This window comes from Streptomyces daliensis, from assembly GCF_054782395.1.
Window position 1 is genome coordinate 249519 of the sequence record NZ_BAAGSO010000078.1, and the last position, 18029, is coordinate 267547.

The following is an 18029-nucleotide window of genomic DNA, read 5'->3' on the forward strand; positions in this document are numbered from 1 at the left end:
GCAGACACCGCCCCCGGCCCAGTATCGCCGAGCGCCGAGTGCGGTGCCCGCCGCCGGAGGTCACGGCTTTGTGAGGATTTGGGCCTCGGAGACCGGAGAAGCCGAGGCTCCGGCTCCGCCCGGCACCGCTTCGGCGCCCTCGATGGCGAGGATGCGGTGCAGTCTGGTGGCCACCAGCAGGCGCTGCATCTGGGGCGGCACGTCCCGCAGCACGAGCCGTCTGCCGCAGCGCCCGGCGCGGCGGTGTGCGCCCATGATGACTCCCAGGCCGGTGGCGTCCCAGGAATCCAGCTCGGCGAGGTCCAGCACGAGATCGCCCTGACCGGAGTCGACGGCGCCGTGCAGGACCGTACGGGCGTCCGCCGCGCTGCGGACGTCGAGGCGACCCCCGGCGGCCAGCTCGGCGTGGTCGCCCCTGATGTGCATATCCGCTCCCCGGAAGTATGGCTGTGCGCGTGCACCTTTGCGTCTGAATGTCTCACCACAACTGACTGCCGATGAGGCAGCGAAGTTGCCGTCCGTACTCGAACCGATACGGATTTCACCCCTGCGGGCGAGGCCGTACCGGACGTGTCCCCCGTTGTCGCCGGTTTCAGTGCTCGTAGAAGCCCTGTCCGCTCTTACGGCCGATATCGCCCGCGTCGACCATCCGGCGCATCAGCTCCGGCGGCGCGAACTTCTCGTCCTGCGACTCGGTGTAGATGTTCTCCGTGGCGTGCAGCAGGATGTCGACGCCCGTGAGGTCAGCGGTCGCCAGGGGCCCCATCGCGTGGCCGAAGCCGAGGCGGCACGCCGTGTCGATGTCCTCGGCGCTGGCGACGCCCGACTCGTACAGCTTCGCCGCCTCGACGACGAGGGCCGAGATGAGGCGGGTGGTGACGAAGCCCGCGACATCGCGGTTGACGACGACGCAGGTCTTGCCGACCGACTCGGCGAACTCGCGCGCGGCGGCGAGGGTTTCGTCGCTCGTCTTGTGGCCCCGCACGAGTTCGCACAGCGCCATCATCGGCACCGGCGAGAAGAAGTGGGCGCCCACCACGCGCTCGGGGCGGCCGGTCGCCGCCGCGATCTTCGTGATGGGGATGGCGGAGGTGTTGGAGGCGAGGATCGTCTCGTCCTTCACCAGTCCGTCGAGCGCGGCGAAGATCTCCCGCTTGATCTCGATCTTCTCAAACGCCGCTTCCACGACGACGTCCGCGTCCGCCGCGGCGTCGAGGTCCGTCGTCGTGGTGATGCGGGCGAGCGCCGCCTCGGCGTCCTCGGCCGCCAGCTTCCCCTTGCTCACGAACTTCTCGTACGAGGCGCGGATGCCATCCGTACCGCGCGTCAGCGCCTCGCCGGTCACATCGCGGAGTACCACGTCCCAGCCCGCCTGGGCCGAGACCTGTGCGATACCGGAGCCCATGAGTCCGGCTCCGATGACGGCGAGCTTCTTCGCCACGACACCCACCCTGCTTCTGAGTCTGCTGAGACTTCCGACGTTCTCTGAAACTGTTCGCTGCGACGTTCCGTGCGGCATTCCGGCGTTCCGGCGATTCGGCTTTCCCGCGTGCCCGTCGCCGCCGCGCCCGTCCGTCGTACGGCGGCATACGGCTGCGTACGGCGGCACACACCTGCTCGCCGACGGTCCCGCACTGCCTGGACGACCGCTATTGATGCGGACACTAGCGGCTCACAGCGCGTCACGGGGAGCCAAGAGACGCGTGTCACGTCTCACATGGCGGACATCACATCGGGCGGAACCGCGCGCCGAGAGGCCCTGGCACGGGGGCGGGTGACGGTGCCTCAGTCCATGGCGGCGGGGCGTGTCGCGTGCCGGGGCGGCGCGTGCGGACGCGCGCGGCACCGGGTCGCGCGCGGCGCTCCGGATAGGCTCGGAGCATGGTTAACCTCACCCGGATCTACACCCGTACCGGCGACAAGGGCACCACCGCGCTCGGCGACATGAGCCGGACCGCGAAGACCGACGCGCGGATCTCGGCGTACGCGGACGCGAACGAGGCGAACGCGGCCATCGGCGTCGCGCTGGCCCTCGGGAACCTGGACGAGGAGCTGCGGCCCGTGCTGACGCGGGTGCAGAACGACCTCTTCGACGTCGGGGCCGATCTGTCGACGCCGGTCGTCGAGAATCCGGAGTTCCCGCCGCTGCGCGTCGAGCAGAGCTACGTGGACAAGCTGGAGGCGGACTGCGACCTCTTCAACGAGAGGCTGGAGAAGCTGCGCAGCTTCATCCTCCCGGGCGGGACGCCGGGCGCCGCGCTGCTGCACCAGGCGTGCACGGTCGTACGCCGCGCCGAGCGCTCCACGTGGGCGGCCATGGAGGAGCACGGCGAGACCATGAACCCGCTCACGGCCACCTATCTGAACCGGCTCTCGGACCTGCTGTTCATCCTCGCGCGCACGGCGAACGTGGCCGAGGGCGACGTGCTGTGGGTGCCCGGCGGCGAGCGCTGAGGCGACGGGCCCCACGGGGCCCGCGTCCCACGCGATCTCCCTCCCCACACCCCGCCCCACATTCGCGGGCAGACCGCGATCCGTGACCAGGCATGCCGCGCCCGAATAGCGGGCAATCGCGGGCACTTGGTTTGGGCCAAGTCACACCGAGCATGCGTTGGGCGCCAACTACCCCCCGATACACAGGAGTTGGAGTCCCATGAACGGCAGCACCATGCCCGGAGCCCCCCGCAGAGCACCGCGAGGCACCGTCCGAAGCCCCCGCAGCCGCCGCAGCAGGGCCAGGACCCGCACCGTTCTCGGCACCGCGAGCGCGGCGGTGGCCCTGCTCGCGGGCGCCATGACCGTGCCCTCCGCACAGGCCGCTGAGCCCGAGGGGAGCACGGACACCACGGCGCCGCGGCACTGCGCGCTGGACACGCGGACCGGTACGGAGAAGTGCTTCAGCACCTTCACCGAGGCGGTCGAGACGGCCTCGGGCGGGCGCATCGACGACGCGCCCGCCTCCGCCCGTAAGGCGGCGAAGGACAGCGGCTTCCAGGCCGAGGCCAAGAGCCTGGGCGCGAACCGTACGGCCGCGGCCGAGGGCGACATCATCCAGGGGACGTTCTTCGACGATTCCCAGTTCGGCGGCGACTCGCTCACCGTCTACGGAGAGGCGCTCTGCGAGAAGGACGGCTGGGTCGACTTCCAGCACGACCTCGAAGACGGGTGGAAGAACCGCATCTCGTCCGTGCAGCCGTGGGGCGACTGCTGGATCTGGCTCTACCCGGAGCCGAACCTCGGCGGCGACAGGGACGGCCCGTTCAAGGAGAACACCGGCGACATCGGCTCCCTCATGAACGACCGCACCCAGTCCATCGGGTTCAGCTGACGTCCCACCGCACACGCACGCCCCTCAGCGCCACTCCCCACCCCCCACAACACTCCCCCCACACAGCTGATGGAGAGATCATGAACCGTCGCATACGGCTCTCGGTTCTTTTCGCCGCGCTCGTGACAGCGGGCTCGACGGCCCTCGCGCCGACCGTCGCACAGGCCGAGGAGCAGCCCACCACCCGCGAACTGCTCGACAAGTGCGACAACGGCACCGACTCGTGCGTCTTCCACCCCGACGGGGCCCCGCAGGACTCCATGGGCGAGGCGCACCAGGTCGGCGACGCCGCCTACAACTGCACCTCCGACCTCCAGCGCTCGACCGTCGGCTGGTCGGACACGACCGGCGAGTCCAACAGTGTCGGCGTCTCGCTGAGCGCCGAGTACGGCTTCGCCGAGGTCTTCAAGGTCAGCATCGAGACCAACTACAACCACACGTGGGAGAGCTCGCACACCGAGAGCGCCCAGACGAACATCGACGTACGGCCCGGCGAGATGGGCTGGGTGACGCGCGAGGCCCAGATGCAGCGCGTGACCGGCACCTATGAGCTGCACTTCCCTGACCGCTTCTACGGGCACTACATCTGGTACGTGCCCTTCGACGCGACGGGCCCCAAGCCCGACGCGCCCAGCACGAAGACGCAGCACACGCGCCCGATGACGGACCAGGAGAAGTCGGAGCACTGCGGCTGAGGTCCCGCCACCGCGCAGGCTCCGCCGCCGCACGCGGCCGGTCACGCGGGCACCCGTCCCCCGCTCAGGGTGCCCGCTTCCCCCCGGGCCGGCCGCGCCCGCGCCCGGCCCCGTGCGCTCCACCGTCGCGCACGGGGCTGGGCTCCGCCTTCGGCGTGCGGGCGTGCGGGTACGGGCCCGGCTCAGCGGCGCACCGGCTCGGTCCGCTCCGGGTTCTTCGGGTCCCCCAGGTGCTCCGGGTGCTCCGGGTGCTCCGGGCCCAGGGAGTGCTTGGGGCGCTTCGGCCAGACCGTGTAGCTCAGGGCGATGATCACGCTGATCACGGTCACGAAGCCCATGCGGCCCTGCCAGTTGCGCAGCGACTCGGTCTGGCCCGGGTCGCCCACGTACCAGATCGCCAGCTGGAGCAGCGCCGCCGCGATGGCCGCACCCCCGACCGCGCGGCCCGCCATCTTCCACTCGTGCAGCGCCCGCGCCATCCCGTAGCGCGGCGGCTTGGCCGGGCGCGGGCCACCGGCGAAGCGGTGCGCGAAGTGGCCGTCGGCCCACTTGACCATGTAGTGGCCGTGGGTGGCGGTGAAGCCGATGTAGACGGCGGCCAGGCCGTGCTTCCAGTCCGGCTCCCCGCCGTTGCGCAGGTCGATCACGGTCACGGCCAGCAGCACCAGCTCCAGCAGCGGCTCGCACAGCAGCACGGCCGCGCCCGCGCGGGGCATCCGGGCCAGGTAGCGCAGCGCGAGGCCACCGGCCAGCAGCACCCAGAAGGCGACCTCGCAGGCGACGATCAGCGTGACGATCACGGTGGGTCCCTCCTTCTCGGATCGGCCTCCAGCGTCTCCCGTCGCACCCGCCCGGCACGTCCTCACCGGCGCCGATTCCCCGGCCCTCGCACTGCATCCTTCGATGTAGTGCGCGGCGGTCCTTCCGTACCGTGTGGCGACGTCGAGGCGGCGGCCCGCGTGCTGTGATGGACCCATGCCGCTCGCCCGCCTCCGGCCCCACCGCCACGACGCGCTCATCGCGCTCGCGGGGTTCGCGGGCGGCCTGGCCCTGTGGCTCCTCGGCCTCTACAGCAACCAGGAGACGGGGCGCGCGCACGGCGCGCTGGTGCTCGTCCCGCTCGGCGCGATGTGCCTGGCCGTGCTGGGGCGCAGGACGGCGCAGCCCTGGGCGCTGCTGCTCGGGGTGGCGGCGATGGCGGGCGACGCGGTCACGGGCTCGCTGCTGGCGACGGCGGTGCTGTTCACGGACGTCGTGTACGCGGCGGTGCTGTACGGGCGGCCCTCGCTCGCGCGCGTCGTGGTGCCCGCGAGCGTGCTGGTCACCGTAGCCGTCACGCTGGGCACGCTGGCCGCCTTCCGCAGGCCGGAGGCGCTGCTGCTCGGAATCGTCTGCGGCCTGGTCACCATCGGGCCGGCCTGTACGGGCGCGATCATCCGGGACCACCGCAACGCCGCGGCGGCCGAGCGCCTGCGGGCCGAACAGACCGCGCTGCTGGCCGAGATGGACCGCACGCAGGCGGTCGTGGCGGAGCGCGCCCGGATGGCGCGCGAGCTGCACGACGTCGTCGCCAACCATCTGTCGGCCATCGCCATCCACTCCACGGCCGCGCTCTCCCAGGAGCGCGAGGACCCCGCGCTCACGCGTGACGCGCTCGGCGTGATCCGCGAGAACAGCGTGCGAGGGCTGGCCGAGATGCGTCGCCTCATCGGGCTGCTGCGCGACGCGGGCGCGGATTCCGGTCCCGCCGTCTCGCCCACGCTCGACGGGCTCGACGCGCTGCTCGACCGCGCCCGCGACACGGCCGACGAGGGCTTCCGCTTCACCCTGCGCGACGAGCGCGGGCCGGGGCCGCTGCCCGCGCCCGTGGGTCTCGCGGCGTACCGCGTGGCGCAGGAGGCCGTGACGAACGCGCTCAAGCACGCCTCGCCAGGCCCTGTGACCGTGCGGCTCGACCACGAGCCGCCGGGGCCCCTGACCGTCGAGGTCACCAGCCCGTTCGACGGCCGGGGCGGCCCAGGGCCCCGGGCCCCCGGCTCGGGCGCGGGGCTGATCGGGATGCGGGAGCGGGTGGAGCTGCTGGGCGGCACGCTGGCGGCGGGGCCGGAACCGGGGAACGGGCGCGGGCCAGGGGACGACGGTGCGGGCGGTGCGAAGGTGTGGACCGTACGGGCGGTGCTGCCCGTGGAGGGGCGGGAAGGGTGAACGGCATGGCGTCCGCGAGGGAGTCCGGGACTGGCGCACCGCGGGTACGGGTGCTCGTCGCCGAGGACCAGGGCGCCGTGCGCGCGGGACTCGTGCTGATCCTGCGCGGCGCGGCGGGCATCGAGGTCGTCGGCGAGGCGGCCGATGGCGAGGAAGCGGTGCGGCTGGCCCGCGAACTGCGCCCCGACCTCGTGCTGATGGACATCCAGATGCCCCGGCTCGACGGCGTCTCGGCCACTCGCGCGGTGACTGCCGAGGGGCTCGCGGACGTGCTGGTGCTGACCACGTTCGACCTCGACGAGTACGTCTTCGGGGCGCTGCGCGCCGGGGCCGCCGGGTTCCTGCTCAAGGACAGCGAGGCGGCAACGGTGGTCGAGGCCGTGCGGACGGTGGCGCGCGGCGAGGGCATGATCGCCCCGGCCGTGACCCGTCGGCTGATCGCGGAGTTCGCGCGCCCCGGAGGGGCCCGTTCCGGCATGCGGCCTCCGCCCGGATTCGACGAGCTGACCCGGCGGGAGCGGGAGGTGCTGGGCGCGCTGGGCGCCGGGATGCCGAACGCGGAGATCGCGGAGCGCCTGGACATGGCGGAGGCGACGGTGAAGACCCACGTCAGCAGGCTGCTGGCGAAGCTTGAGCTGCGCAGCCGCACCCAGGCGGCCGTGCTGGCCCAGGAACTGGGCGTACCCGGCCCGCCGGAACCCGGTCCGCAGGGCGGTTCTCCGTCGGCGCGTGAGCGGTGAGTATCGGCCGCATCGCACTCCGATAGGTCCAGACCTATTGACCAGTGGTACAGACCACCATACTCTCCGGCTCACTGCGATGAGCGTGGCCCCACACGTGCTCAAGGCGGCGCAGGTCCATGTCCCGACCCCCACGGGCCCCCATCCCGGCCCGGCGGACCTAGCTCTGAGGAGCACCCTTGAGATCTGGAACCGCACCACGCACACGACTGACAGAGAGACTCAGACGGTCAGCGGCGAGACGATCGGAGAGACTCGGGCGGATAAGGCGGCGGGCGGCCGTCTTCGCCGTCACCCTCGCGCTCCCCCTCGGCGCCCTCGTCGGCACCGCGTCCCCCGCGCAGGCCGCCGAGTCCGCCACGGCCACGTACACCAAGGGCTCCGACTGGGGCACCGGCTTCGAGGGCAAGTGGACGGTGAAGAACACCGGCACCACCACCCTCTCCGCCTGGACCGTCGAGTGGGACTTCCCCTCCGGGACCAAGGTGACCTCGGCCTGGGACGCCACCGTCTCCAACAGCGGCGACCACTGGACCGCCAAGAACGTGGGCTGGAACGGCACCCTCGCGCCCGGCGCCTCCGTCTCCTTCGGCTTCAACGGCAGCGGCTCGGGCAGCCCCGCCAACTGCAAGCTCAACGGCGGCTCTTGCGACGGCGGCACCAACCCGGGCGACGCACCCCCGTCGGCCCCCGGCACCCCCGCGGCCTCCGACATCACCAACACCTCCGTGAAGCTCAGCTGGAGCGCGGCCACCGACGACAAGGGCGTCAAGAACTACGACGTCCTGCGCGACGGCACGAAGGTCACCACGGTCACCGGCACCTCGTACACCGACACCGGGCTGACCGCGGGCACCGACTACTCGTACACCGTCAAGGCCCGCGACACCGCCGACCAGACCGGCCCCTCCAGCGGCGTGCGCCAGGTCCGCACGACGGGCGGCAACCCGGACCCGCCGGGCGGTGACACGGTCAAGCTGGGCTACTTCACCAACTGGGGCGTCTACGGGCGCAACTACCACGTGAAGAACCTGGACACCTCCGGCTCGGCCTCCAAGATCACCCACATCAACTACGCCTTCGGCAACGTCCAGGGCGGCAAGTGCACCATCGGCGACGCCTACGCCGACTACGACAAGGCGTACACCGCCGACCAGAGCGTCGACGGCAAGGCCGACACCTGGGACCAGCCGCTGCGCGGCAACTTCAACCAGCTCCGCAAGCTCAAGGCCAAGTACCCGAACATCAAGGTGCTGTGGTCCTTCGGCGGCTGGACCTGGTCCGGCGGCTTCACCGAAGCCGTCAAGAACCCGGCCGCCTTCGCCGAGTCCTGCTACAACCTCGTCGAGGACCCACGCTGGGCCGACGTCTTCGACGGCATCGACCTGGACTGGGAGTACCCCAACGCCTGCGGCCTGACCTGCGACTCGTCCGGCCCGAACGCCTTCACCGCGATGATGAAGGCCATGCGCGACAAGTTCGGCAGCAAGAACCTGGTCACCGCCGCCATCACGGCCGACGGCTCCGACGGCGGCAAGATCGACAAGACGGACTACGCGGGCGCCTCGCAGTACGCCGACTGGTACAACGTCATGACCTACGACTTCTTCGGCGCCTGGGACGCGAAGGGCCCCACAGCCCCGCACTCCCCGTTGAAGTCGTACGACGGCATCCCCCAACAGGGCTTCAACACCGACGCCGCACTCTCCAAGCTCAAGGCCAAGGGCGTCGCCGCGAAGAAGCTGCTGCTCGGGATCGGCTTCTACGGGCGCGGCTGGACCGGCGTCACCCAGTCGGCACCGGGCGGCACCGCCACGGGCGCGGCACCCGGCACCTATGAGGCGGGCATCGAGGACTACAAGGTCCTCAAGTCCAAGTGCCCCGCCAACGGCACGGTCGCGGGCACCGCGTACGCGCACTGCGGCAACGAGTGGTGGAGCTACGACACTCCCGCGACCATCGGCGGCAAGATGTCCTACGCCAAGCAGCAGGGCCTGGGCGGCGCCTTCTTCTGGGAGTTCAGCGGCGACACGTCGAACGGCGAGCTGGTGAGCGCCATCGACAGCGGTCTGAAGTAACCGCCACCTCCAGATGAACCACCCCGTCCCGTGAACAGCCGGGGAGACGGCTCCGCCTGCCGTCTCCCCGGCGCCATGCTGTCCCGGCCACCCCCGCCGCAGGCGCACTTGTCCGTGTACGGAGAATTGACTTCGCGACGGCACACGGACGCCGCGCTACGAGCGAAGGGGAGGCGGCAGCCGTGGGTGGCGTGGTCACAGGGTTCGCGGTCATCGCGAGCATCATCGGCACCGGGTACGTTCTCGGACGCTACGACCTGCTGGGACCCGGCGGCAGAGAGGTCCTCACCAAGCTCGCCTTCCATGTGGCGTCCCCGGCACTGCTCTTCCACACCCTCGCGGGCGCCGACCTCTCGGTGCTGGTCTCCGCTCCCCTGCTCATCACGGCACTGAGCACCTTCGCCGTCGCCGGGGTCTACGCGGCGGTCGGCGCCGTGCGCCGCTGGCCCCTGGGCCACACCACGATCGGCGCGCTCTGCGCGAGCTACGTCAACGCGGGGAACCTCGGCATCCCCGTCGCCGCCTACGTCCTGGGCGACGCGTCACTCGTCGCGCCCGTGCTGCTCTTCCAGCAGCTCATCGTGACCCCCGTCGCGCTGGCCGTGCTCGACGTCAGCTCCCCGTCCGAGCGCAGGAGCGTGCTGAGCCGGATCACCAGCCCGTTCCGCAACCCCGTGGTCATCGGCTCGCTGTCGGGCGTCGCGGTGGCCGCCTCGGGGCTGACCGTGCCGGGGCCCGTCATGGAGCCGTTCCATCTGGTGGGTGCGATGTCCGTGCCCGCCGTGCTGCTGGCGTTCGGCATATCGCTGCGCGGCAGCCCCCTCCCGGCGCGCGGCGCGGACCGGGGGCCCGTGCTGCTGTCGGTGGCGCTGAAGTCCTTCGGACAGCCCGTCGTCGCGTGGGCGCTGGGCTCGGCCGTCTTCGGGCTGACGGGCATCGCCCTGTTCACGGTGGTGGTGACCTCGGCGCTGCCCTCGGCGCAGAACCTGTTCACCTACGCTTCGCGCTACGGGGTGGGCACGCGGCTGGCCCGCGAGTCGATACTGCTCTCGACGCTGCTGGCGGTGCCCACGCTGCTCACCGTCGCGGCGCTGCTGGGCTGACCCCCACGTGCGCGGGCGCCCGGAATCTCAGGCCACGTTCACGCGCTGCCCCGGAGGCGCCGCCTCCAGCCACGCCAGGAAGCCGGTGAGCGCGTCCTCGCTCATCGCCAGCTCCACCCGCGTGCCCCGCAGGGAACAGGCGAGGATCAGCGCGTCGGACAGCAGCGCCAGCTCCTCCTCGCCCTGGGGATGGCGGCGCTCCAGCACCTCGATGCCGTCGCGCTCCAGCATGCGGCGCGGTCTCGGCGCGTACGAGAACACCCGGAACCACTCGATACGGTCGCCGTTGTAGCGGGCGACTCCGTAGGCCCAGCCCTTGCCCTTGGGCTCGGCCCCGCCCTCCTCGGGCGACGCGGGCGCCTCCCAGCGCAGGTTGCAGTCGAAGGTGCCGCCGGACCGCTGGATCAGCCGGCGCCGCACTCCGAAGGCGAACAGCCCCACCAGCGCCAGCAGGAGGACCGCGCCGCACAGCAGCAGAGCGAGGACCATCTTCACCGACCTCCTCGCTGTCTCTCGTCACGTGCGTACCGTACGTACCGCGCGTTCCACGGGCCAAGAAGATCTTGTGGATCTCCCACCCGCGCCTGTATGGGTTCAGCCGCGGGCTGCTCCGGAGGTCGTCTCCGGAGCAGCCCGCGGCTGAGCCTGTCTCTCGTCGGTGGCCGCCTCAGCGGACCGCCACCGCTCGCAGCCGGACGTCGGCACGCCGCTCGGCGGATGCGTCCGTCTCGGACTTCGCCTGCTCACGTGCCCGCTCGGCACGCTCGACGTCGATCTCGTCGGCCAGCTCCGCCACCTCGGCGACCAGCGACAGCTTGTCGTCGGCGAAGGAGATGAAACCGCCGTGCACGGCGGCGACGACCGTGCCCTCGCCGCTCTCGCCCGTCGTGCGGATGGTGACCGGACCCGATTCCAGCACACCGAGCAGCGGCTGGTGGCCGGGCATGACGCCGATATCACCCGACGAGGTGCGCGCGACGACCAGGCTGGCCTCGCCGGACCAGACCTTACGGTCGGCGGCGACCAACTCGACGTGCAGCTCAGCCACAGTGGCTCCTCAGACTGGGATGTGGAAAGGATAAGGGGTGCGGGGCGGGGGCGGGCCAGTGGACCCGCCCCCGCGACGAGCACGCGTCAGGAGACGCCGAGCTCCTTGGCCTTGGCCTTGAGGTCCTCCAGGCCACCGCACATGAAGAACGCCTGCTCCGGGTAGTGGTCGAAGTCACCGTCGGCGATCGCGTTGAACGCGGCGATGGACTCGTCCAGCGGAACGTCCGATCCGTCCAGGCCCGTGAACTGCTTGGCGGCGTGGGTGTTCTGCGACAGGAAGCGCTCGATCCGGCGGGCGCGGCTGACGGTGAGCTTGTCCTCTTCGCTCAGCTCGTCGATGCCCAGGATGGAGATGATGTCCTGGAGGTCCTTGTACTTCTGAAGGATCGTCTTGACGCGCGAGGCGCAGTCGTAGTGGTCCTGCGAGATGTAGCGCGGGTCCAGGATGCGGGACGTCGAGTCCAGCGGGTCGACCGCCGGGTAGATGCCCTTCTCCGAGATCGGCCGGGACAGCGTGGTGGTCGCGTCGAGGTGCGCGAACACGTTCGCCGGGGCCGGGTCGGTGAGGTCGTCAGCGGGCACGTAGATCGCCTGCATCGAGGTGATCGAGTGACCACGGGTCGAGGTGATGCGCTCCTGGAGCACACCCATCTCGTCCGCGAGGTTCGGCTGGTAGCCCACAGCGGAGGGCATCCGGCCGAGCAGCGTGGAGACCTCGGAACCGGCCTGGGTGAACCGGAAGATGTTGTCGATGAAGAACAGCACGTCCTGGTTCTGCACATCGCGGAAGTACTCCGCCATGGTCAGACCGGCCAGCGCGACCCGGAGACGGGTGCCCGGGGGCTCGTCCATCTGGCCGAAGACCAGCGCGGTCTGCGGGAGGACGCCGGACTCGGCCATCTCCTCGATGAGGTCGTTGCCCTCACGCGTACGCTCGCCCACACCCGCGAAGACGGAAACGCCCTCGTGCAGCTTCGCCACACGCATGATCATTTCCTGGATGAGGACGGTCTTGCCGACGCCCGCGCCGCCGAACAGACCGATCTTGCCGCCCTTGACGTACGGGGTCAGCAGGTCGACGACCTTCAGCCCTGTCTCGAACATCTCGGTCTTGGACTCGAGCTGGTCGAAGGCCGGGGCCTTGCGATGGATCGGCCAGCGCTCGGTGACCTCGGACTCGGCCTCGGGCTCGTTCAGGATGCGGCCCAGGGTGTTGAACACCCGGCCCTTGGTCACGTCGCCGACGGGCACCGTGATGCCGTCGCCGGTGTCGGTGACCGCGGCCTGACGGACCAGGCCGTCGGTGGGCTCCATCGCGATGGCGCGCACGACACCCTCGCCGAGGTGCTGCGCGACCTCCAGCGTCAGGGTCTTCCGCTTGCCGTCCTCGGCCGGGTCGGTGATCTCGACCGTCAGCGCGTTGTAGATCTCCGGCATCGCGTCGACGGGGAACTCCACGTCGACGACCGGGCCGATGACCCGCGCGACGCGGCCCGCCGCTGCGACCTCCCGGGGGGCCGTCTCAACAGAGGTAGTCATTATTGTCAGTCACTCCCCGAAGAAGCGTCAGCCAGCGCACTGGCGCCACCGACGATCTCGCTGATTTCCTGGGTGATTTCGGCCTGGCGGGCCGCGTTGGCGAGTCGCGTGAGCGACTTGATGAGCTCTTCGGCGTTGTCGGTCGCCGACTTCATCGCACGGCGCGTGGCGGCGTGCTTGGAAGCCGCCGACTGAAGCAGCGCGTTGTAGATACGGCTCTCGACGTACCGGGGCAGCAGGGCGTCGAGGACGTCCTCGGCCGACGGCTCGAAGTCGAACAGCGGGCGGATCTCGGGGCCCTTCTTGGGGGCACCCTCGACACCTTCGGCCGACTCCTCCGCGCCCTTCTCGAGGGTGAGCGGCAGCAGCCGGTTCGCGACCGGCGTCTGCGTCATCATCGAGACGAACTCGGTGTAGACGACGTGCAGCTCGTCCACGCCGCCCTCGTCCGCCGTGTCGGCCGTGATCGCGTCGATCAGCGGCTCGGCGACGGCCTTGGCATCGGCGTAGGTCGGGCTGTCCGTGAAGCCCGTCCAGGACTGCTCGACGGCGCGGTCACGGAAGCCGTAGTACGCGACACCCCTGGCACCGACGACGTAGTTGACGACGGTCTTGCCCTCGCCGGTCAGCCGCTCACTGAGCTGCTCGGCCGCCTTGATGGCGTTGGAGTTGTAGCCGCCCGCGAGCCCGCGGTCGCTCGTGATGAGCAGCACCGCGGCACGGGTGGGGTGCTCCGCCTCCGTGGTCAGGGGGTGGTCCGTCTTGGAGCCCTGCGCGACGGCGGTCACCGCGCGGGTCAGCTCCGTCGCGTACGGCTCGGAGGCCGCCACCCTGCGCTGCGCCTTGACGATGCGCGAGGCAGCGATCATCTCCATCGCCCTGGTGATCTTCTTGGTCGCGGAGACGGACTTGATCCGCCTCTTGTAGACCCTCATCTGGGCGCCCATGGATCAGTCCTCGCCCAGGAGCTTGCCGTCCGAGGTCTCGAACTGCTTCTTGAACTTGTCGACCGCGTCACCCAGGGTCTGGACCGTGTCGTCGGACATCTTGCCGCCCTCGACGATGCTGGTCATCAGCCCCTTGTTCTCGCGGTGCATGTAGTCCAGCAGCTCGCGCTCGAAGCGGCGGATGTCCTCGACGGGGACGTCGTCCATCTTGCCCTTGGTGCCCGACCACACGGAGACGACCTGGTCCTCGGTGGCGAACGGGGCGTACTGCGACTGCTTCAGCAGCTCGGTCATCCGCTTGCCGCGCTCCAGGGCCTTCTTGGAGGCGTCGTCCAGGTCGGACCCGAAGGCGGCGAACGCCTCCAGCTCACGGAACTGGGCGAGGTCCACACGGAGCGACCCTGTGATCTGGCGGATGGCCTTGTGCTGGGCCGAACCACCGACACGGGAGACCGAGATACCGACGTTCAGCGCCGGGCGCTGGCCCGCGTTGAACAGGTCGGACTCCAGGAAGCACTGGCCGTCGGTGATGGAGATGACGTTGGTCGGAATGAACGCCGACACGTCGTTCGCCTTGGTCTCGACGATCGGCAGACCCGTCATCGAGCCCTTGCCCATGTCGTCGGAGAGCTTCGCGCAGCGCTCCAGCAGCCGGGAGTGCAGGTAGAAGACGTCACCCGGGTAGGCCTCACGGCCCGGCGGGCGGCGCAGCAGCAGGGACACAGCGCGGTAGGCGTCGGCCTGCTTGGACAGGTCGTCGAAGACGATCAGGACGTGCTTGCCCTGGTACATCCAGTGCTGCCCGATCGCGCTGCCGGTGTACGGCGCGATGTACTTGAAGCCCGCCGGGTCGGACGCGGGCGCCGCGACGATCGTCGTGTACTCCAGCGCACCGGCCTCCTCCAGCGCACCGCGCACGGACGCGATGGTGGAGCCCTTCTGGCCGACGGCGACGTAGATGCAGCGGACCTGCTTCTCCGGGTCGCCCGAGCGCCAGTTGTCGCGCTGGTTGATGATCGTGTCGACGGCCAGGGCTGTCTTGCCGGTCTGGCGGTCGCCGATGATGAGCTGACGCTGGCCGCGGCCGATGGGCGTCATGGTGTCGACGGCCTTGTAGCCCGTCTCCATCGGCTCGTGCACGGACTTGCGGTCCATGACCGTCGGCGCCTGGAGTTCGAGGGCGCGGCGGCCCTCGGCCTCGATGTCACCGAGGCCGTCCACCGGGTTGCCCAGCGGGTCCACGACGCGGCCGAGGTAGCCCTCGCCCACCGGAGCCGACAGGACCTCACCGGTGCGGTGCACCTGCTGGCCCTCTTCGATGCCGCTGAACTCGCCGAGGACGACGGCACCGATCTCGCGCTCCTCAAGGTTGAGGGCGAGGCCGAGGGTGCCGTCCTCGAACTTCAGCAGCTCGTTCGCCATGGCCGAGGGGAGGCCCTCGACCTTCGCGATGCCGTCGCCGGCAACGCTGACCGTCCCGACCTCTTCGCGCGAGGCCGCGTCCGGCTCGTACGACTGGACAAAGTTCTCCAGCGCGTCCCGGATCTCATCCGGCCGGATCGTGAGCTCCGCCATCTGGGTTCCCTGCTCTCCTTGTTGGGCCCGAAAGTGTCTCTGGGGGGGCGCCCCCCAGTGGGTGGTGTCGGCCCAACTCGGGCCGCTACGTGATGCTGTTGAGTTGGTGTGCTTCAGCCGGCCATGCGGCGCTGCGCGTCGTCGAGCCGGTCCGCGACCGAGCCGTTGATGACGTCGTCCCCGATGCGCACCGTGATCCCGCCGAGGACCGTGGGGTCCACGTCCAGGTTCAGGTGCACCTGACGCCCGTACATCCTGGCCAGCACAGCGCCGAGGCGCTGCTTCTGCTGGTCGCTGAGCGGAACCGCCGAGGTCACGATCGCGACCGAGCGGCTGCGACGCTCCGCTGCGAGCTTGGAGAGGGCTTCGAGCCCTCCCTCCAGGCTACGTCCACGTGCCTGGCTCACAAGGCGCGTCACCAGACGCTCCGTGACCGGCTTGGCCCGGCCGCCCAGCAGCGTGTGCAGAAGCTGCGTCTTGGCGGCGGGCCCCGCCTTGTTGCTCGACAGCGCCGAGCGCAGCTCGGGGGACGCGGAGACGGTCCGGGAGAACCGGAACAACTCGTCCTCGACGTCGTCCAGCGAACCGTCGCGCTCGGCCGCGACGAGGTCGGCGGAGTCCGCCAGCTCCTCGACGGCGTCGACCAGGTCGCGCGGGGACGACCAGCGCAGCCGCACCAGTCCGGAGACCAGGTCGACGGTCTCGCCGCCGACCTGACCGCCGAGGACGCGCCCGGCCAGCTCGGCCTTCGCCTCACCGGCGCGCGACGGGTCGGTCAGGACCCGGCGCAGCGACACCTCGCGGTCGAGCAGCGCGGTAACGGCGGACAGCTCGTCGGCGAGCTGGGCGGCGTCGACCGAGGTGTTGTCGGTCAGCGCCGTCAGGCTCCCGCGTGCTGTGGCCAGTGCCTCGCGGCTCGCGCCGTTCATCGTGTGGCCTCGGCCTTCGTGCTTCCCTCTTCGAGTTCGTCGAGGAAACGGTCGATCGTGCGGCTCTGGCGGGCGTGGTCCTCAAGGGACTCGCCGACCAGCTTGCCGGCCAGGTCGGTGGCGAGCTTGCCCACGTCCTGGCGCAGGGCCTGCGCCGCCTGCTTGCGGTCGGCCTCGATCTGGGCGTGACCGGCGGCGATGATCTCCTCACGCTGCCGCTGGCCTTCCGCGCGCATCTCGGCGATGAGCGCGGCGCCCTGCTCCTGGGCCTCGGCGCGCAGCCGCGCGGCCTCGTGCCGGGCCTCGGCGAGCTGGTCCTTGTACTGCTTGAGTACCTCGGCCGCTTCCTGCTGAGCCTCTTCGGCCTTCTCGATGCCGCCCTCGATGGCTTCACGGCGCTCGTCCAGAACCTTGTTGATGTTCGGGAGGAGCTTCTTCCAGAGGAAGAAGAAGACGATGGCGAAGGCGAGCAGGCCGATGACGAGCTCTGGGATCGGCGGGACGAGAGGATTCTGCTCCTCCTCGGCCGCCATCTGTACCAGGGCGATCACATCAGTGCCTTTCGTCGGAAAAGGTCAGTCGGTTCCGCTGGATCAGGCACCGCTGGGGTAGACGAAGCCCATGACCAGGCCGATGAGGGCGAGCGCCTCACAGAGGGCGAAGCCGAGGATCTGGTTCTGGCGGATGAGGCCGGCGGCCTCGGGCTGACGGGCGAGAGCCTGGGTGCCGTTACCGAAGACGATGCCGACGCCGATGCCGGGGCCGATGGCGGCCAGGCCGTAGCCGATGGCGGCGAGGTTGCCCTGGATGTTGACGGCGGCGAGGTTCTGGAGAGCAGCAGACATGCTCGTTACTTCCTTCTCGTTCACGGACCGGTGGGGGTTGGCCACCGGACGACTGGTCGGGTGTGGAGAGACGACGGTCGCGATCAGTGGTGCTCTGCGAGCGCGCCCTGGACGTAGTTGGTGGCCAGCAGGACGAAGACGTACGCCTGGATCGCCTGGATGAACAGCTCGAACGCCACCATGACGACCGTCATGACGAAGGAGACGCTGGCGTAGACGATGCCGAGGCCGTTGAGCAGGTACCAGCTCGCGAGCGTGAACAGCAGCAGCAGCGTGTGTCCGGCGAACATGTTGGCGAAGAGCCGCACCGCGTGCGTGAAGGGCCGCACGATCAGGTTCTGGAAGAGCTCCAGCACCATGATCAGCGGGAGCACCGGGCCGAGCGACTTGTCGTAGCCGGAGAGGTTCTTCCAGCCGCCGACGAAACCGTGCTTCTTGAACGTCAGGCTGATCCACAGCACGTACACGATCAGCGCGAGGGCCGCCGGGTACGAGATGATCGAGGTGACGGGGAACTGGGCGAGCGGAACGACCGCCCAGAGGTTCATGATCCAGACGAAGAAGAACAGCGAGACCATGAGCGGGACGTACTTCTCGCCCTCGCGCTTGCCCAGCGCCTCGTAGACGATCCCTCGGCGGACGAAGTCGTAGCCGGCCTCGCCGATCATCTGGACCTTGCCAGGCACCAGCTTCGGCTTGGCGAACGCGGCCCAGAAGAACCAGACGATCACCACCGTGCCCACGAGCGCCAGCAGCATCGTCTTGTTGAACTCGATGCCGCCGACGGTCGCCATCGGCTTGAACATGAACGAGTGGAGCCCCGGGGCGGGGAAGCCGCAACCGCTGAAGATGTGGCAATCGGCCTCGAAGGCGAGCATCTGGTCAGCACTCACCGCGGGCTCCTTCTGCATGGCGCATGGATACGGCTACCTCAATGTGTCGGCGCGGCACGGGGCCACGGAGCGGCACTGGACTGGTCGTACGAATGTGGGGGC

At 70.1% G+C, this 18029-nt stretch carries 19 protein-coding genes; 7 read left to right on the forward strand and 12 right to left on the reverse strand.

Annotation, left to right across the window (positions count from 1 at the left end; translation table 11 throughout):
• Window positions 1-60: 60 nt before the first annotated feature.
• Together ACYVOO_RS18145 and ACYVOO_RS18150 are read right to left on the reverse strand one after the other, a co-directional pair.
• Window positions 61-426, reverse strand: coding sequence for an STAS domain-containing protein (locus ACYVOO_RS18145; protein WP_461016663.1), 366 nt, complete (start codon window positions 424-426; stop codon window positions 61-63).
• Between the two features lie 166 nt (window positions 427-592).
• A complete protein-coding gene (locus ACYVOO_RS18150) occupies window positions 593-1441 on the reverse strand; it encodes a 3-hydroxyacyl-CoA dehydrogenase family protein (protein ID WP_461016664.1) in 849 nt (282 codons plus the stop codon).
• A gap of 440 nt (window positions 1442-1881) precedes the next feature.
• Here ACYVOO_RS18150 and ACYVOO_RS18155 point away from each other — a divergent pair, with 440 nt between their 5' ends.
• The 3 genes from ACYVOO_RS18155 (at window position 1882) to ACYVOO_RS18165 (ending at window position 4023) form a co-directional block, all read left to right on the forward strand.
• Entirely contained in the window at window positions 1882-2454 is a 573-nt protein-coding gene (locus ACYVOO_RS18155) for a cob(I)yrinic acid a,c-diamide adenosyltransferase (RefSeq protein WP_461016665.1), read from the forward strand.
• A 199-nt stretch (window positions 2455-2653) separates the two neighbouring features.
• The gene (locus ACYVOO_RS18160; protein WP_461016666.1) at window positions 2654-3328 is read left to right on the forward strand and encodes a hypothetical protein; all 675 of its coding nucleotides are present in this window, start codon (window positions 2654-2656) and stop codon (window positions 3326-3328) included.
• 80 nt (window positions 3329-3408) lie between these two features.
• Entirely contained in the window at window positions 3409-4023 is a 615-nt protein-coding gene (locus tag ACYVOO_RS18165) for a hypothetical protein (RefSeq protein ID WP_453350959.1), read from the forward strand.
• A gap of 182 nt (window positions 4024-4205) precedes the next feature.
• On the opposite strand, the gene ACYVOO_RS18170 is transcribed toward ACYVOO_RS18165, so the two are convergent.
• Window positions 4206-4823 (reverse strand): hypothetical protein, encoded by a 618-nt coding sequence (locus ACYVOO_RS18170; RefSeq protein WP_461016667.1) that lies wholly within the window; start codon window positions 4821-4823, stop codon window positions 4206-4208.
• A 175-nt stretch (window positions 4824-4998) separates the two neighbouring features.
• On the opposite strand from ACYVOO_RS18170, the gene ACYVOO_RS18175 reads away from it, so the two are divergent.
• From ACYVOO_RS18175 to ACYVOO_RS18190, 4 genes are all read left to right on the forward strand, one after another.
• Window positions 4999-6228 (forward strand): sensor histidine kinase, encoded by a 1230-nt coding sequence (locus ACYVOO_RS18175; RefSeq protein WP_461016668.1) that lies wholly within the window; start codon window positions 4999-5001, stop codon window positions 6226-6228.
• A gap of 5 nt (window positions 6229-6233) precedes the next feature.
• The gene (locus ACYVOO_RS18180; RefSeq protein ID WP_461016669.1) at window positions 6234-6968 is read left to right on the forward strand and encodes a response regulator; all 735 of its coding nucleotides are present in this window, start codon (window positions 6234-6236) and stop codon (window positions 6966-6968) included.
• 263 nt (window positions 6969-7231) lie between these two features.
• Window positions 7232-9046, forward strand: coding sequence for a glycosyl hydrolase family 18 protein (locus ACYVOO_RS18185; protein WP_461016704.1), 1815 nt, complete (start codon window positions 7232-7234; stop codon window positions 9044-9046).
• A 182-nt stretch (window positions 9047-9228) separates the two neighbouring features.
• Window positions 9229-10149 (forward strand): AEC family transporter, encoded by a 921-nt coding sequence (locus tag ACYVOO_RS18190; protein ID WP_461016670.1) that lies wholly within the window; start codon window positions 9229-9231, stop codon window positions 10147-10149.
• Between the two features lie 27 nt (window positions 10150-10176).
• Here ACYVOO_RS18190 and ACYVOO_RS18195 read toward each other — a convergent pair whose 3' ends face one another.
• The 9 genes from ACYVOO_RS18195 to atpB form a co-directional block, all read right to left on the reverse strand.
• The gene (locus tag ACYVOO_RS18195) at window positions 10177-10638 is read right to left on the reverse strand and encodes a DUF2550 domain-containing protein (protein ID WP_461016671.1); all 462 of its coding nucleotides are present in this window, start codon (window positions 10636-10638) and stop codon (window positions 10177-10179) included.
• Window positions 10639-10816: 178 nt separating this feature from the next.
• Window positions 10817-11197, reverse strand: coding sequence for a F0F1 ATP synthase subunit epsilon (locus tag ACYVOO_RS18200; protein ID WP_461016672.1), 381 nt, complete (start codon window positions 11195-11197; stop codon window positions 10817-10819).
• An 86-nt stretch (window positions 11198-11283) separates the two neighbouring features.
• Window positions 11284-12738 (reverse strand): F0F1 ATP synthase subunit beta, encoded by a 1455-nt coding sequence (gene atpD / locus ACYVOO_RS18205; protein WP_461016673.1) that lies wholly within the window; start codon window positions 12736-12738, stop codon window positions 11284-11286.
• Window positions 12739-12743: 5 nt separating this feature from the next.
• A complete protein-coding gene (locus ACYVOO_RS18210; protein WP_461016674.1) occupies window positions 12744-13685 on the reverse strand; it encodes a F0F1 ATP synthase subunit gamma in 942 nt (313 codons plus the stop codon).
• Between the two features lie 3 nt (window positions 13686-13688).
• Entirely contained in the window at window positions 13689-15260 is a 1572-nt protein-coding gene (gene atpA, locus ACYVOO_RS18215; RefSeq protein WP_461016675.1) for a F0F1 ATP synthase subunit alpha, read from the reverse strand.
• A 113-nt stretch (window positions 15261-15373) separates the two neighbouring features.
• A complete protein-coding gene (locus ACYVOO_RS18220; RefSeq protein ID WP_461016676.1) occupies window positions 15374-16189 on the reverse strand; it encodes a F0F1 ATP synthase subunit delta in 816 nt (271 codons plus the stop codon).
• Entirely contained in the window at window positions 16186-16740 is a 555-nt protein-coding gene (locus ACYVOO_RS18225) for a F0F1 ATP synthase subunit B (protein WP_461016677.1), read from the reverse strand. The genes ACYVOO_RS18220 and ACYVOO_RS18225 overlap by 4 nt, the downstream gene beginning before the upstream one ends.
• A 42-nt stretch (window positions 16741-16782) precedes the next feature.
• Window positions 16783-17034, reverse strand: coding sequence for an ATP synthase F0 subunit C (atpE, locus tag ACYVOO_RS18230; protein ID WP_453345498.1), 252 nt, complete (start codon window positions 17032-17034; stop codon window positions 16783-16785).
• 83 nt (window positions 17035-17117) lie between these two features.
• Window positions 17118-17945 (reverse strand): F0F1 ATP synthase subunit A, encoded by an 828-nt coding sequence (gene atpB, locus ACYVOO_RS18235; protein WP_453345497.1) that lies wholly within the window; start codon window positions 17943-17945, stop codon window positions 17118-17120.
• Window positions 17946-18029: the final 84 nt, after the last annotated feature.

What these genes read in the sequence shown, in the direction of transcription:
- ACYVOO_RS18145 (WP_461016663.1), bottom strand. Translation starts at nt 426, where the DNA reads ATGCACATCAGGGGCGACCACGCCGAGCTGGCCGCCGGGGGTCGCCTC.
- ACYVOO_RS18155 (WP_461016665.1), top strand. Translation starts at nt 1,882, where the DNA reads ATGGTTAACCTCACCCGGATCTACACCCGTACCGGCGACAAGGGCACC.
- ACYVOO_RS18160 (WP_461016666.1), top strand. Translation starts at nt 2,654, where the DNA reads ATGAACGGCAGCACCATGCCCGGAGCCCCCCGCAGAGCACCGCGAGGC.
- ACYVOO_RS18165 (WP_453350959.1), top strand. Translation starts at nt 3,409, where the DNA reads ATGAACCGTCGCATACGGCTCTCGGTTCTTTTCGCCGCGCTCGTGACA.
- ACYVOO_RS18175 (WP_461016668.1), top strand. Translation starts at nt 4,999, where the DNA reads ATGCCGCTCGCCCGCCTCCGGCCCCACCGCCACGACGCGCTCATCGCG.
- ACYVOO_RS18180 (WP_461016669.1), top strand. Translation starts at nt 6,234, where the DNA reads ATGGCGTCCGCGAGGGAGTCCGGGACTGGCGCACCGCGGGTACGGGTG.
- ACYVOO_RS18195 (WP_461016671.1), bottom strand. Translation starts at nt 10,638, where the DNA reads ATGGTCCTCGCTCTGCTGCTGTGCGGCGCGGTCCTCCTGCTGGCGCTG.
- atpD (WP_461016673.1), bottom strand. Translation starts at nt 12,738, where the DNA reads ATGACTACCTCTGTTGAGACGGCCCCCCGGGAGGTCGCAGCGGCGGGC.
- ACYVOO_RS18210 (WP_461016674.1), bottom strand. Translation starts at nt 13,685, where the DNA reads ATGGGCGCCCAGATGAGGGTCTACAAGAGGCGGATCAAGTCCGTCTCC.
- atpA (WP_461016675.1), bottom strand. Translation starts at nt 15,260, where the DNA reads ATGGCGGAGCTCACGATCCGGCCGGATGAGATCCGGGACGCGCTGGAG.
- ACYVOO_RS18220 (WP_461016676.1), bottom strand. Translation starts at nt 16,189, where the DNA reads ATGAACGGCGCGAGCCGCGAGGCACTGGCCACAGCACGCGGGAGCCTG.
- atpE (WP_453345498.1), bottom strand. Translation starts at nt 17,034, where the DNA reads ATGTCTGCTGCTCTCCAGAACCTCGCCGCCGTCAACATCCAGGGCAAC.
- atpB (WP_453345497.1), bottom strand. Translation starts at nt 17,945, where the DNA reads ATGCAGAAGGAGCCCGCGGTGAGTGCTGACCAGATGCTCGCCTTCGAG.